Genomic DNA, 14,029 nt, shown 5'->3' with positions numbered 1-14,029 from the left:
TCTATGTGACCGAAAAAAAGAAAGAATCGAAAAAAGGGTCATATAGGAGAGGTCTATGTGACCAAAACAGCGAAAGAATCGAAAAAAGGGTTATATAAAAGAGGTCTATCTGACCAAAAAAGTGAATCAATTGATAAAGGGGTCACTTAGATCAAATAAAATCTATCCCTACAGTCTTTTAAATACAAATCGGTATATTCTGTATAGAATTACCGTGTAAATCTCTGGAAATGCTAATGACCATTTTTATATTAACCCAAGCCGCTCCAATCCGACCGCAACCCCATCTTCTTCAGCAGAAAGGGTAACCATTTTTGCAGCACGTTTCACTTCATCTAAAGCGGAACCCATTGCAACCCCCATGCCCACAAACGAAAGCATTTCGATATCATTTAAGCCATCTCCGAACGCAACCGCTTCATCAGGGGCGATTCCGACTCTCTCTAACAGCTTAGTTATTCCAACTGACTTATTGGATTTCGACAAATTTACATCACAAGTACGAGCTTCGCCTGAAGTCCATCTTCTGAAATCCAACTCAGGAATCATTTTTTGATAGGACAATTCTTCCTCAACTTCACAATGAAGGAACAGTTGATAAATATCTTCCTCAAGCCAATATTGCTGCGACGCCAAGCCCGGCTTCCACGGGTCATGCTGATAGGCCTCTCTGACAATGGGATGCTCCAAATCTGAAACCCTAAAGTCCTTGCCGCTCAGAAAGGTTAGGGCATGATTATAATCTCGTGTTAGCTGAAACACATTCGTTAAGATTTTATTATCTATAGTATTTTTGTAGAGTTCTTGTCCTTCATGGGAGACATATGCCCCATTAAAAAATACCATCGAGTCTGTTCCGATTTCCTCCACAATCGACTCTGAAAAATATGGAGCCCTGCCTGTTGCAATGATGACCTTCAAATTTTTATCTTTCAAACGTTGAACGGCATGTTTAGTGGCCGAACTAAGGGCTTTTCTGTGGGGGAGAATCGTTCCGTCTATATCAAAGATGACAGCCTTGTATTGCATGTAACACACTCCTACATTACGAAATTTACAAATTTACCATATTTCAGTATAACATGTATTTCGAGAAAACCTAAGATGATTGCCCATAGAAAACCTTGTCAAATAAAAATAGCCCTTATGAGAGTTCATGAAAGGGCTATGGATTGGTTACCTTTTTTTCTTTTTAGATAAATCAACCATTTGCTTGTTTTTATTGATCGTTTCTAAGGTGACTTGCACATGAACCGTCTTATCATCGATATGGTTTACGCTAGATACTATTCCTTTACGGCCTTTAATTGTTAAGTGATCACCGTCAGATGGCAGACTTTTTCGCAGCTGGACTAATAATGCATTTTTGTTTTCAAAGTAATGAACAACAAACATAGTAAAATCACCTAATTTCATTTGGTATTACTTAAAATATATGAACAACTGTGAATTTTAGAATCTGTGGCATTTTTCATGTACATTGGGAACACCTGAAGCAGTCCCGGCAGGCCAGTATGCCAAACAAATATTAGAAAAGTTAATATTGTAATCATCAGTTAAAAGAAAGCTGGTCTATGCCAAGGACGTACGACAAGCCCTTACTAGGAAAAAAATAAACAATCTTCCGATAAGGGAGATTGTTTATTTTAAATGGGGATATTCTTGCTGGCGCAAAGCCTCATACACCAATATAGCGGCTGTATTCGATAGGTTCAGCGAACGAACATGTTCATTCATAGGTATTCTCAAAAAGTGGTCTTTATTATTCTTCATTAAATCTTTGGGTAATCCCGTTGTTTCCTTTCCAAACATAAAATAATGTTCTTTTTCCCTATTACTAAAATCAAAGGCTGAGTGTGTTTTTTCACCAAATGTCTCAATATAATAAAATTCACCATGATTTTTTGAAAAAAAATCATCTAATGAGTCATAATAAGTTATGTTTACAGACTCCCAGAAATCTATACCAGCTTGCCGTAACATTTTTTCATCTGTTGAGAAGCCAAGTGGTCGGATTAGATGCAAGGCTGTACCCGTTGCTGCACAAGTTAGTGCGATATTTCCAGTATTAGCCGGAATTTCTGGCTGATATAGTACAACATGTATTGCCATGAAAGGTCACCTCTATTTTTATATTACCCTCAAAATTATAGCATAATGTTTTGCAATATATTTACCTTTTAAGGGGATATTCTAGTGAAATAAAAAGGCTCAGTTCACCGGAAACTGAGCCTTTTTATTTTAATACTATTTAATCTCCACAAAAACGAACAAAAACGCATCATTATACTGCTTATATTGTTTTTCTATATTGATGTTTTGGACAACTATAGTCAATTTGGCACGGCTGTTTTCAGTTGTGAAGGTAGCCTCATCAGGAGTAAGTTCACCATTTGAAGTTTGATACTGATCAAACTTATCAAAGATCTGAGTTGTTTTAAAGCTAATTAGTTCAGAATCATCTGCTCCTGTTAATTTTAATGCGTGCTGATCTTTTACTAGGGTATATGTTTTTCCCGATTTTTTAATGTGACAAATGATTGCATTACTAGGGTTTTCAGCACTATTTAAATCTGTCTGCACAAAAATATCATGGCCGGTAATATCAATTGGTGTTGGTTGTTTCATAGAAAGATAAATAGACTGTACATAATCAGCAGGTTTTTGATATTCCTTGAATCCAAAAGTCTCATAAAAATCATTGTAAGCATTGAAATCTTTTGGCAACCAATCGATATTTTTAGTATAGCCCATCATGTACAAGTATTGAACAGCATTGGTAATCCTCAATTTATCCTTATCAGAAATATGGGAATTTGGCTTAATTTTATGATCTTCCAGCATCTTATTTTTTAAAAGTACTTCTTTAAGCGTAGATGTTTGACTTGTTCTGCTAATAGTGAATGCATCGACTGGAGGTACAATTGAAATAGCTGCGAAAATAATCAACAGGAGGGCCACAACCCCATTTTTTCGAACAGGTAGTAGGCTGAAAATAAATCCAGTAATCGCAGCGAATAGTCCAAATAGAATGACATAATAACGGGTATGAGTGATTCCGGTATCAGAAAGGCTGATTACCGAAGATGTAATCTGGAACAGAACAATGGGAATAAGAATTTTTGGAAAAAGTGTTCTAAAATATGCTGCGAATTTATTCGCAAGTTCACTCACTAGAATGTAAACCAAAATTACAGTGATGGCATAAGTGACCAGCATAGGTTCAAGGAGATTATCAGTCCAAAACTTTCCACCTATGTTTTTAATCATGTAAACAATTAGAATCATAGTAAACACGGCTATTAAAGGAATCACAATGTAAGACAACAAAACTTCCAGAAACTTTGGACAATGGGCTGATTGATTAATGTCTTCTTCTTCGGCATGATTAATAGCCGGAATCAATGAAAGAAAGAACATTGGTGCGAATAAGATAAACACCACATTTGCCATTTGACCGTAAAATTCTGGGTCTATACGAAAAATTAGCTGGTCGATTGCGCCCAAAATGATGCTAATTCCTCCGAAAAGAACAGCTGAGAAAAATAGAGACAGAAAAAATGCCTTGAAGGTAATCATAAAACTTTTGTTAAAACTTATGTTACTTTTTATGACAGGAACCCAAATGAAAGCAATAAGAAGAGAAAATAATGCAACCGCCGTTCTGATTTCTACATCCATTCCCGAATCTGGAGCATTCATAATAATAAGGTAATATCCTGCCGTTAATAAGGTAACAAGCCCCATCAGGGTTAATCGTGAAGAAGCTTTTGAAAAAAAGCGCTCAAAGACGACTTGTGAAACAGCACTTAAAAAAGCACCAATAATAAAAGTCATTAACCATTTCATATTTTCATTTTTGTAGATTATCAGGTATGCATTTAAAATGGCTGCACATACAAGAAATAGAGTGGTTAAAGGAAATCGAGTAACTGCATCAGTTAAACCCTTGAGGCGAACCTGGAACTTTCTCATCCATTTCATTTTTCAACCCTCCTTTTATTAAAGTTACCAATTTCTTCTATATTAATTATATCATGAATAAATAAAGATGTATGTCAGGTTCGTTCATGTTACCATGCAGTATTTTCCAATTTAGCAAAGAAGTACTTATGAAAAATCTCATAAGTACTTTTCTTTTTTAATTTTCTAAAATTACATTGACACATTTATATGGTATGTTATATTATTCTACATATGATGTTAGGAAACCTAACATGTGATAGGCGGTGGAGAAATTGAAAAAAATTGAAGCAATCATCAGACCTGAAAAATTAACAGATACAATAAGGGGTTTAAAGCATATTGGCATTACTGGATTTACAGTTTCTCAAGTAGTTGGCAGAGGGAAGCAAAAGGATACGAAAGGGGTCTATAGAGGCAAAAACTATAAAATCACCCTCCATCCAAAAGTGAAGATGGAGATTGTGCTATCGGATTATATGGTAGAGCTCACGATTAAAACTATAATGGATGCTGCGCAAACAGGTGAGGATGGGGACGGCAAGATTTATGTTTTTCCTATTCTTGAAGCCTATAATATAAAAACTGGCACAGCCGATTATGACATCGATGATTTAGTGAAATAAAGGGGTGAGGATCAATGTCGTTACTACATGTAAATGCCGTTTGGGTTGTTATTGCTGCAGCAATGGTCCTGTTTATGGAAGGTGGATTTAGTTTATTGGAGGCTGGGTTTGTCCGCACCAAAAATGCCGTTAATGTAACAATGAAGATTTTCGTGGATTTAACAGTCGGTACTTTAGCGTTTTGGATCATTGGATTCGGTATTATGTATGGAAAGGACGCTTTTGGTCTAGTGGGGATTAATTTGTTCGGAAGTCCCGAGAATATTCATCTTTCAATACCCTTACCAAGCGCAGCTTTTGTCCTATTTCAAATTGGCTTTGCCGTGGCTTGTATTTCCATTGTTTCCGGTGCAGTTGCGGAGCGGATGAACTTTAATGCTTATATCGTGACCGCCGTTTTGATTTGTATCGTTATATATCCTTTATCCGGTCATTGGATTTGGAACAGTAATGGATGGCTGGCTAAACTGGGCATGAAGGACTTTGCTGGTTCAGCTGCGATACATGCTGTTGGGGGGCTTGCCGCTTTTTCGATGGCAAAAATATTAGGGCCAAGAAAAGGCCGGTTTAATTCAGACGGCAGCACAAATGTTTTTGCGCCAAGTAATATCCCTTTAGCCTCGGCAGGGACCTTTATACTTTGGTTTGGATGGTTTGCTTTTAATACCGGAAGCACATTGGATGCGTCTAATAATTCTCTCGCTTCCATTGCTCTTAATACGATGCTTGCAGGGGCAAGCGGGGGAACAACAGCCTTGTTTCTGACCATAAAGAAATTTGGAAAAGCGGATCCGAGCATGACAATTAATGGTGTGTTATCTGGTCTTGTGGCTATTACTGCGGGATGTGCCTACGTTTCACAATGGAGCGCTATTTTAATTGGACTTATTAGCGGAATTATTGTTATTTTTGCAACTTTATTAGTAGATAACCTAAAAGTGGATGATCCTGTAGGTGCGGTCGCGGTACATGGATTCAATGGGGTATTTGGGACCATTGCTGTCGGATTGTTCGATCATTCTCAAGGGTTGTTGACTACAGGTCGTTTTTCACTGATTATCATTCAGCTGTTAGGGGCTTTAGTTGTAGTCTTATGGGGACTTCTAGGCGGAGCTTTGATGGCTAAGGTTTGCGAATGGACTGTAGGTTTAAGAGCAGAGGAACGCGAGGAAGAAGAGGGATTAGATATGTCCTATCATGGTATTCCAGCCTATAATGAATTAGAACGATTCACTGATTTGCCATCGAGTTTGTATAATTTCGAAGAAACGACTGGCATCTCGATTGCTCCTGCAAGTGGCAAGGAAATTGTGTGAGAAAAAGTAACATCAAAATGGACCCATTCTTATAAGGATGGGTTTTGTTAATTTTTTGAAATTGAGGGAAAATAAAAAATGCTTTCAAAAATTTTACAAACAATTCATTGGAAGTTTTTAGAGAAATCTTGTAATCTGAAACAGTACCTTTTTTACAAGGTAAGATCAAATATGAATGGGGGACGAACAAATGGGCGTATCTACAAGCAGGCAGTCCACCATTATCGCACTTTTGCTTGCTGGAACATTCATTGCCATTTTAAACCAAACTCTCATGATTACCGCTATTCCACCCATTATGGATGAAATGCACATTACCGCTAATAGTGCACAGTGGTTAACAACAGTGTTTATGCTGGTCAATGGAATCATGATTCCAGTTAGTGCCTTTTTATTAGAGAGGTTTACTACTAGGCAATTATTTATCTCGGCAATGAGTATTTTTGCTTTCGGAACATTAGTTGGAGCATTAGCACCCAATTTTGAATTGCTATTAGGAGCGAGAATCATCCAATCCTGTGGTGCTGGCATTATGCTTCCCTTAATGCAAACTGTATTTTTAATGATCTTTCCTGTAGAAAAACGTGGTTCAGCCATGGGACTTGTTGGTTTGGTGATTTCCTTTGCACCGGCAATCGGACCGGCATTGTCGGGATGGGTAACTTCACATTTTTCGTGGAGAGTCTTATTCTTTATCATTCTGCCCATTGCACTTATTGATATTGTGGTGGCATACTTCGCTTTGAAAAATGTAACGGAGGTTTCCAAGCCGAAGGTGGACGTCGTTTCCATTATTTTTTCCTCGATCGGTTTTGGCGGGCTGTTATACGGGTTTACCTGTGCCGGAAATTTTGGCTGGACGGACAGGATGACATTGCTTTCTCTCGGAATCGGCGGCATATCATTGATTTTGTTTATTTCTCGGCAATTGCGTTTGGAACATCCTATGCTGGAATTTCGAGTGTTTAAGTTTTCGATTTTTCCTTTTGCGATCATCATTGGAATGATCGGCTTTATGGGGTTAATTGGAGCAGAAACCATTATTCCACTGTTCATGCAAAACATGCGAGACTTTTCAGCATTAGAAGCAGGGCTTGCTCTATTACCAGGAGCGTTAATTAGTGGATTTATGTCTCCAATCGTAGGGCGGGTATTTGACAAAATTGGCGCTAGATGGCTTGTAACCATTGGTTTAACGATTATGACGGCTGCGTCCTTCGCGTTTACAAAATTAGGACCATCAACAAGCATGACGTATATTACAATCCTTTATGGAATAAGAATGTTGGGGCTTTCGATGACAATGATGCCTGTTGCAACCTCAGCGTTGAACCAGTTGCCTAAACGATTGTTGCCTCATGGTGCTGCGATGGATAATACTATGAAAATGATTGCTGCCTCAGTAGGAACAGCGATTTTAGTTACGGTAATGACCACGACATCCGAAACAGCACAAGGTAATCCAACGATTGACCATCCTGATATGTACGGAGCAAACGTTGCTTTCATGGTTGTATCGGGTCTTTCGCTAATCGCTCTTATCTTGTCCTTTTTTATGAAAAATGACAGACAGCCTAAAGGTGAAGAATTAGAGAAACAACAGAAGAAGGTAAGAGTAAAAATGCAACCATAAAGAAATGCAGCATGTTCTCGTCATGCTGCATTTCTTTTGAAAATTTATTACTCACCTGGTTTTAATCTCCTTGCTTTTGAAGATCATTTCAATTTAGGCGTTTACACTTCGAAACTCATCAATTGCCCATTTCTCTAATGAATTATCGATTTGTTGGTCAATACGAAGCAAAGTATCGCTTATTCTCTCTCACTTATCCCACGACCTTAATAAATACTTCCCGTATTGATCACCGGCTGACTGCCTTTTTCAGAAACTAATGCTACCATCAAATTGTTTACCATTTGTGCTTTCTTTTCTTCATCTAATTTTACAACACCTTCTTCATCCAATTGGTCGATTGCTGATTTGACCATGGAGACTGCTCCTTCAACAATGACTTTACGAGCTGCCAAAACTGCTTTTGCTTGTTGTCTTTGCAGCATGGCATGAGCAATTTCACTAGAATATGCCAAATGCATAATTCGTGCCTCGATAATTTCTACCCCCGCAAAGGTAAGGCGTTTTTGTAAATCTTTGGTCAATTCAACTGCTACCTCATCTGAATGCTGCCTTAAGGAAATTTCATAATCGTTATTAAAATTATCATAAGGATACTGACTGGCAATATGACGTAGACCCGTTTCACTTTGGGTATGTACAAATTCTCGATATTTTTCAACGCCAAAGACAGCTTTAGCCGAATCAGAAACCTTATAAACCACAACTGCAGCAATTTCAATCGGATTTCCTTCGAGATCATTTACTTTTAGCTTATCGCTATTAAAATTGAGCACTCTTAGAGAAACTGTTTTTCTAATGGTTAAAGGAATGGTTAACCAAAATCCCTCGTGTTTAATGACGCCAAGATAGCTTCCAAAGAGGGTAAATACTTTGGCCTGATTTGGTTGCACTACCGTAAACCCTGAGAAAATCAACAATGAAACAAGCACGAGCAGAATGGAAATAATCAATAGACTAAATCTTTCTGTTAAAATGAATTGTTGAAAACAATAAATCGTAATGGCTGCAAATAGCAAAAATAAAATAACCCCAATGAACCCATTGAATTTGGCAATATTTTTTTCCTCCATATCAATCGCTCCTCATAAAAATATAATTCCATATTTGTCCATCATGATATCACCTTAAGATAAAAAGGATAATAGCTATTAGTAAAATTCAAAATTTTATCAATAATTTTCCAAATATTGTATTCGTGGGGAGGTACGAAAGAAAAAACACACCATAAAGAATGACCTTCATCCAATACATGTAAGGTAAAAAAACTATAGTAACTCAAAAGGCAATCCCATCTAATTGAGAGGATTGCCTTTTTTACTAAGAAATTATAGGTTTCTTCATCTTATTAGGTTTTTTTAGCTTTTTTTCAAATATTGATACTAAAATAAACAACCCCGCTAATCCAACTCCACATGCGATGACAAAACCGCCACCATGAACTAAGAGTGCCCCAATCCATAAGATGCTCAAGATGAAGTGAGCAGACCGTATGGATTTTTTCTTTTTACGCTGCAGCACATATCCATAAATGGCTAAGCTCAGCAATAGTAAAAAAGCAGCAGCACCAGTTAAATTATTTGTATTTTTGAAATCAGTTATTAAAAAGTACCCACCATGAACCGCTACCAACGCCAATTCAGCCCAGCCAATATAGGTATGAAAACTGAAGGCCTTTTTAGCAACTATTTTCACTATTTTAAATGGTGACTTGAGTTTCTTTTTCAAGAGGTACCAAGAGAAGCTCAACGCACCGGCCAAAATGGCTCCGTTTCCGAATAAGGTGAACAATTCTGCCCCTTGTGGCCGCTCCGGTTTTTTTTCGGCTATTTTTCCAGGAGTAGGTTGTAAATGAGCGAAATCGTAATAGTAAAACAATCCAATCAATACAATGCTTACTAGTGCAACTAAAACAACAGGAATTACCCCTTTATTAATCTTTTTCATAAGTTCCTCCCACGAATTTGATATATACATCATAACGGAGGAATCTTAATATTTTCTGAAGAAAATCTTATTATTAACTGAAAAAACTTGGTAAAGTGACCAAGCTTTTGCTCATCAACTTGATATTATTTTTCCATATATGTAAATAATTACAGTTATTCCTACTGAAAATCTGTTGGAAAATCGCCACATCGCTTCACTCTCTTATGTGCTATTCTAAATTGACTAGTTTATTTGGAGGTAATGAAATGAGTTGTGGTTGTTCAACTAATAAGCAAGATGGAAAAGCCATCGTGGATCATGTAAAAGCAAAAGGGAAGGAACATTTTGCTCCACTTGTTCCACATAGCATTACTTGTGAATGTGGTGAAACGTTTACTCTTGAAACCGTCATTATGAATTGTCCGAAATGTGAAATGACATATGCAGTGACACCTTGCAGTTCAGGTGATTTCAACAATATTAAATCAGCGGGTATTAGATACGCATAAGGTTGCAGATGCAGCCTTTTTTTTATTTGAACGGGGACCTCTATTAGGAGGTTCCTTTTTTAAATAGAATGGAAACCGTATATTTAACAAAGTCTATATAAGAACTAATACCATTAACACGTCAGAGGTGTAAGAACATGTCTGTTTTTTCATTATTTATCAAAGAATGGGCTAGGATTTTCAAAAATAAGATGACACTTATTTCGATTATTGCTTTATTTTTCATTCCAATCCTATACAGTGGGATGTTTCTATGGTCATTTTGGGATCCGTATGGTCATTTGGAGCGTATGCCTGTTGCTGTGGTGAATAATGACAAACCGGCGACAATGGATAATCAAACACTGAAAGTCGGAGATGATTTAGTAAAAAAACTGCGGGAAAATAAAGAGTTTGATTGGAAGTTTGTAGATGAAAACACAGCGCAACTTGGATTAAAGAAGCATCACTACTACATGGTGCTTACTATTCCTGAGGATGCCTCAAAAAATGCAGGTACCTTATCAGATCCCAATCCGCAAAAAATTAATTTTACTTATGCAATAGATGAGTCCTATAACTTTGTTGCATCAATGATTGGGCGAAATGGGGCGGAAAAAATCAAAAATCAGGTGTCTAATTCTATTTCTGAAAAATATGCTGAAGTGATTTTTGATAAAGTGGCTGGTATGCCAAAAGGACTCCGTGATGCAGCGGAAGGATCACAAAAAGTTACGGACGGGGCTAACCAGGTACATAACGGAACTTCACAATTGTTAACTGGGTTATCTGACAAATCACCGGATATTCATTTTTTGTCAACTGGTGCCAGTGAGTTAAACAATGGTATGAGAAGTTTTTCAAATGGAATTGCTCAAACATTAGCCGGATTTAATTCACTAGAAACCGGCGCAAAAAAAGTTGAGGATGGTTTAGGGACTCTTTCACCAGGGACCAATAATCTGGCAAGTGGGACAACTGCCATGAAAGCAGGTATTGAAAAGGCGACAGGCGGATCCTCATCCGTTACCAGTCAATTGCAACAATACCTATCAAAGCATCCAGAACTACAAACGGATGTTGAATTTCAAACAATATTAGTTACCAGTAAGGCCGTGACTTCAGGTCTGACTGAAATAAATAAGTCTGCGGGTGCCTTGGAAGTAGGGGCAGCACAAGTAAATCAAGGTGTTGAGGCATTATGGACAGGTCAAAAGTCAGTTACTTCGGGAATTAGTCAACTGAAGGCAGGCCAAAATCAACTAAATACAAGTTCCGGACAGTTACTGGCTGGGACCAATAAATTGGCATCAGGCACCCAATCCCTTTCTAGTGCCTGGGGCGGGATTGTCACCAATGTTAGTAAACTAAATGACGGTGCGAACGACTTAAAAAATGGTAGCCAAGAGCTCACGACTAAATTATCGAATGCTGCAGAAGAAGCGAACCCGGCAAACACATCAGATAAAACATATTCTATGTTTGCGGATCCGGTCAAATTAGTGAATCAGTCATACCATAAAGTAGCTAATTATGGGACCGGGCTAGCTCCATATATGATCGCTTTAAGTTTGTTTGTCGGCTGTATAATGTTAACAATTGTCCTTGATTTGCGAGATATTCCGGAAATCCCAAAAACAGGATTTGGTCTGTTTATTAGTAAACTTGCTACGCTTGTTATAGTTGTCACCATACAAGGATTGATAGTGGATTTTTTATTAGTTAAAATATTGGGACTCCATGTTAAAAACCCGGATCAGTTTATTTTAATAACAGTACTTACAAGTATTACGTACATTGCCCTGATTCAAATGTTAGTAAAACCATTAGGGGATGTGGGAAGATTCTTGGCGATCATTATCTTAATCAGTCAAATTACTTCAACAGGAGGAACATTCCCGATTGAAACATCTCCTGGATTTTTCCGAGCATTACATCCATATTTGCCGATGACCTATTCAATAGAAGGATTGCGTGCAGCCATTTCCTCGCATGAACCTTCTACTTTCACAAATAGCATCCAACACCTTTTAATGTTCTTTGGGGCATTTGCAATTGTGACATGGATCTATGCATTTGTGCAGGTGAAAGTGTTGAAGCATCAAATAGAGAGATAATAAGGAAAAACGAACGCACCAATGTAGTAACGTCACTATAGAGGCGCAAACATTATAAAACACATAGAAATACGCACTGAATTCATAGTGCGTATTTTATTGATTTATTGGCGATTTTCAGTCCATCATTGGTTCTAAATCACAAATAGCACAACGAACAGCCATAAATAACGCGTAACGAAGTCTGCTCGATTCTCTTTTTGTAATTCGATCTTTTAGGTGACACTTTCGAACTGCCAAGCTTTTAGTAATAACATAACTTTTTTAAAGAAAGAATTTATCTTTTCAGCGAAAATTGATTTGTTGTAAAGTTAATTTATGAAGTGGTTATTTTTTATTTTCTTAATTCCAAAAAGGTGGGTGACTCTATGGAGAGCATCGTATGGATTAATGGAACTTATGAGGAAGATAATCGAATTTTTGATTCGAGTAGACAGGCGGAGGAATGGGCAAATGCCTTATTTCCCGATTTGGGTCCATATTTAATTAGTAAAATTGACGTTGGCTATGCAACTCCTGATGAAAAGGTAATCAAATATTTAGAAAGCCTTTTATCTGAATGGGCCGGTTACTATAATATAAAGATAAGCATCCATTGTGAAATGAAAATCAAAGATGGTCAAGAAATATATAGTATTAGGACACGTAGAGTTTGAACAAGATTGTGAAACATTTTTATTAAAAAAACCTGTCAGACACGTAAAGAAAAGGTTGCTTATTCCATTTGGCTGTGTTAAAGATAAATGTTGATAATTAAACCAATTTCTGATTCCTTTTATTTAATCAATGTAGGAACAAGTATTCGGGGTAGATTGTAAAGATGGACAGGGCATTTAGCAATTTATTAAAAAACATCAATAAATTAACCCTTAAATCATTGGATCTATACTGTCATCTGACAATGTGCTTGTAACTGATGCTTGGAGAGCCTACAAAACCTATGTAAGAGAAAGGGATTCGAGCATACCGAATCAAGTCAGATGATGGAAAGTACGTTATTAAAGGGTTAATGATATTCAAAATGTGAACAGCTTTCATTCTCGAATGAAGAAATGGCTTGACCGTTTTAAAGGTGTAGCTACAAAATATCTTGATAATTACCTTTCTTGGTTCTTGTTCATAGATGAACGTAGTTACGAAAGCACTAAACAACATATTAAAGAATCTCTATTAACATCATTTGTATTTGAAATGAAGGTAACATATGACAGCTTACGACTATCAAATTTTAATGTGTAGGTCATATTTAATGAGGTGTTTGTTTAATTGTAGAAACAATGATGTTTTTGAAGACTATAATCGATGTGCTTATCAAAAATATACCCTATTCATAATCCGAAAATCCCACTTGGGAAAATTCGGTAAAAAAATTTAAGGGAGATTATATGGAAAAAATATTATCTAGAGGATTGCTAGCTTTATATTTAGTGATACTAATCTGGTTAATTTTATTCAAATTAGTATACAATATTTCGTTAGTGTTTAATTATCACCATAGGAGTCTTAATTTGATTCCGTTTGCCGCAGGAGACCATTTCGTAGAGATGATAGAAAATGTCATTGTCTTTATTCCTTTGGGCTTGCTTTTGAATGTCAATTTCAAAAAAATTGAATTTTTACCTAAGTTTTCTTTTATACTGGTTTTAAGTATTACTTTTGAATTAATTCAATATATCTTCGCTATTGGAGCGACAGACATAACAGATGTACTTACAAATACAGTTGGAGGCTTTCTTGGGCTGAAATTATATGGTATGAGCAGCAAGTATATTAATAATAAAAAATTAGACCGAGTTATTAATTTTATTGGATTACTTTTGCTCATATTATTGCTCTATTTCCGTATCCATATAAGAATTAAATATTTGTTTGTTTATCCCAATGGATGGCATTCATTTCCTTCTAAGACAGATGTATCTTTAAAAAACGATGGATGGTGGAGGTTCTATCTTTGCAG

At 36.8% G+C, this 14,029-nt stretch carries 12 protein-coding genes and 2 pseudogenes; 8 read left to right on the top strand and 6 right to left on the bottom strand.

Translation table 11 applies throughout. The features are described 5' to 3' along the window. Positions 1 to 246: 246 nt before the first annotated feature. From V7083_RS14975 to V7083_RS14960, 4 genes are all read right to left on the bottom strand, one after another. Complete coding sequence (locus V7083_RS14975) at positions 247 to 1,029, bottom strand: Cof-type HAD-IIB family hydrolase (protein WP_335479175.1); 783 nt, start codon at positions 1,027 to 1,029, stop codon at positions 247 to 249. A gap of 147 nt (positions 1,030 to 1,176) precedes the next feature. After that, the gene (locus V7083_RS14970; RefSeq protein ID WP_335479173.1) at positions 1,177 to 1,395 is read right to left on the bottom strand and encodes a hypothetical protein; all 219 of its coding nucleotides are present in this window, start codon (positions 1,393 to 1,395) and stop codon (positions 1,177 to 1,179) included. Between the two features lie 246 nt (positions 1,396 to 1,641). Further along, entirely contained in the window at positions 1,642 to 2,112 is a 471-nt protein-coding gene (gene trmL / locus V7083_RS14965; RefSeq protein ID WP_335479171.1) for a tRNA (uridine(34)/cytosine(34)/5-carboxymethylaminomethyluridine(34)-2'-O)-methyltransferase TrmL, read from the bottom strand. Positions 2,113 to 2,247: 135 nt separating this feature from the next. After that, the gene (locus tag V7083_RS14960) at positions 2,248 to 3,984 is read right to left on the bottom strand and encodes a DUF4153 domain-containing protein (RefSeq protein ID WP_335479169.1); all 1,737 of its coding nucleotides are present in this window, start codon (positions 3,982 to 3,984) and stop codon (positions 2,248 to 2,250) included. 254 nt (positions 3,985 to 4,238) lie between these two features. Between V7083_RS14960 and V7083_RS14955 the strand changes: the two genes are divergently transcribed. From V7083_RS14955 to V7083_RS14945, 3 genes are all read left to right on the top strand, one after another. After that, positions 4,239 to 4,589, top strand: a complete 351-nt coding sequence (locus V7083_RS14955; RefSeq protein ID WP_335479167.1) for a P-II family nitrogen regulator — start codon at positions 4,239 to 4,241, stop codon at positions 4,587 to 4,589. A 14-nt stretch (positions 4,590 to 4,603) separates the two neighbouring features. After that, positions 4,604 to 5,905 carry an ammonium transporter gene (locus V7083_RS14950; protein WP_335479165.1) on the top strand — a complete coding sequence of 434 codons (1,302 nt, stop codon included), beginning with the start codon at positions 4,604 to 4,606 and terminating at the stop codon, positions 5,903 to 5,905. A gap of 190 nt (positions 5,906 to 6,095) precedes the next feature. Next, positions 6,096 to 7,538 (top strand): MDR family MFS transporter, encoded by a 1,443-nt coding sequence (locus V7083_RS14945; protein ID WP_335479163.1) that lies wholly within the window; start codon positions 6,096 to 6,098, stop codon positions 7,536 to 7,538. Positions 7,539 to 7,744: 206 nt separating this feature from the next. Here the strand turns inward: V7083_RS14945 and V7083_RS14940 are convergent, their stop codons facing one another. Beyond that, complete coding sequence (locus V7083_RS14940; RefSeq protein WP_335479161.1) at positions 7,745 to 8,611, bottom strand: SPFH domain-containing protein; 867 nt, start codon at positions 8,609 to 8,611, stop codon at positions 7,745 to 7,747. A gap of 247 nt (positions 8,612 to 8,858) precedes the next feature. Further along, positions 8,859 to 9,485, bottom strand: coding sequence for a hypothetical protein (locus V7083_RS14935; RefSeq protein WP_335479158.1), 627 nt, complete (start codon positions 9,483 to 9,485; stop codon positions 8,859 to 8,861). Positions 9,486 to 9,733: 248 nt separating this feature from the next. Between V7083_RS14935 and V7083_RS14930 the strand changes: the two genes are divergently transcribed. From V7083_RS14930 to vanZ-A, 5 genes and pseudogenes are all read left to right on the top strand, one after another. Continuing rightward, positions 9,734 to 9,976: a hypothetical protein gene (locus V7083_RS14930; protein ID WP_335479155.1), complete on the top strand. Its 243-nt coding sequence runs from the start codon at positions 9,734 to 9,736 to the stop codon at positions 9,974 to 9,976. Between the two features lie 137 nt (positions 9,977 to 10,113). Beyond that, on the top strand, positions 10,114 to 12,072 hold the full coding sequence (locus tag V7083_RS14925; protein ID WP_335479153.1) for a YhgE/Pip domain-containing protein: 1,959 nt from the start codon (positions 10,114 to 10,116) through the stop codon (positions 12,070 to 12,072). Positions 12,073 to 12,440: 368 nt separating this feature from the next. After that, positions 12,441 to 12,728, top strand: a complete 288-nt coding sequence (locus tag V7083_RS14920; protein ID WP_335479151.1) for a hypothetical protein — start codon at positions 12,441 to 12,443, stop codon at positions 12,726 to 12,728. A gap of 217 nt (positions 12,729 to 12,945) precedes the next feature. Next, positions 12,946 to 13,311 (top strand): annotated as a pseudogene (locus V7083_RS14915) (IS1595 family transposase); the annotation flags it as partial. A gap of 146 nt (positions 13,312 to 13,457) precedes the next feature. Next, a pseudogene (gene vanZ-A / locus V7083_RS14910) lies at positions 13,458 to 13,940 on the top strand (glycopeptide resistance protein VanZ-A); the annotation flags it as partial. Between the last annotated feature and the right edge of the window lie 89 nt (positions 13,941 to 14,029).

The sequence above is a fragment of the Bacillus sp. JJ1764 genome, from assembly GCF_036962145.1.
Classification (GTDB): Bacteria; Bacillota; Bacilli; order Bacillales; family Cytobacillaceae; genus Neobacillus.
The sequence above is the reverse complement of the archived record's forward strand: the minus strand, read 5'-3'. Positions and strand labels throughout refer to the sequence as shown.

What these genes read in the sequence shown, in the direction of transcription:
- V7083_RS14975 (WP_335479175.1), bottom strand. Translation starts at nt 1,029, where the DNA reads ATGCAATACAAGGCTGTCATCTTTGATATAGACGGAACGATTCTCCCC.
- V7083_RS14970 (WP_335479173.1), bottom strand. Translation starts at nt 1,395, where the DNA reads ATGTTTGTTGTTCATTACTTTGAAAACAAAAATGCATTATTAGTCCAG.
- trmL (WP_335479171.1), bottom strand. Translation starts at nt 2,112, where the DNA reads ATGGCAATACATGTTGTACTATATCAGCCAGAAATTCCGGCTAATACT.
- V7083_RS14960 (WP_335479169.1), bottom strand. Translation starts at nt 3,984, where the DNA reads ATGAAATGGATGAGAAAGTTCCAGGTTCGCCTCAAGGGTTTAACTGAT.
- V7083_RS14950 (WP_335479165.1), top strand. Translation starts at nt 4,604, where the DNA reads ATGTCGTTACTACATGTAAATGCCGTTTGGGTTGTTATTGCTGCAGCA.
- V7083_RS14945 (WP_335479163.1), top strand. Translation starts at nt 6,096, where the DNA reads ATGGGCGTATCTACAAGCAGGCAGTCCACCATTATCGCACTTTTGCTT.
- V7083_RS14940 (WP_335479161.1), bottom strand. Translation starts at nt 8,611, where the DNA reads ATGGAGGAAAAAAATATTGCCAAATTCAATGGGTTCATTGGGGTTATT.
- V7083_RS14935 (WP_335479158.1), bottom strand. Translation starts at nt 9,485, where the DNA reads ATGAAAAAGATTAATAAAGGGGTAATTCCTGTTGTTTTAGTTGCACTA.
- V7083_RS14930 (WP_335479155.1), top strand. Translation starts at nt 9,734, where the DNA reads ATGAGTTGTGGTTGTTCAACTAATAAGCAAGATGGAAAAGCCATCGTG.
- V7083_RS14925 (WP_335479153.1), top strand. Translation starts at nt 10,114, where the DNA reads ATGTCTGTTTTTTCATTATTTATCAAAGAATGGGCTAGGATTTTCAAA.
- V7083_RS14920 (WP_335479151.1), top strand. Translation starts at nt 12,441, where the DNA reads ATGGAGAGCATCGTATGGATTAATGGAACTTATGAGGAAGATAATCGA.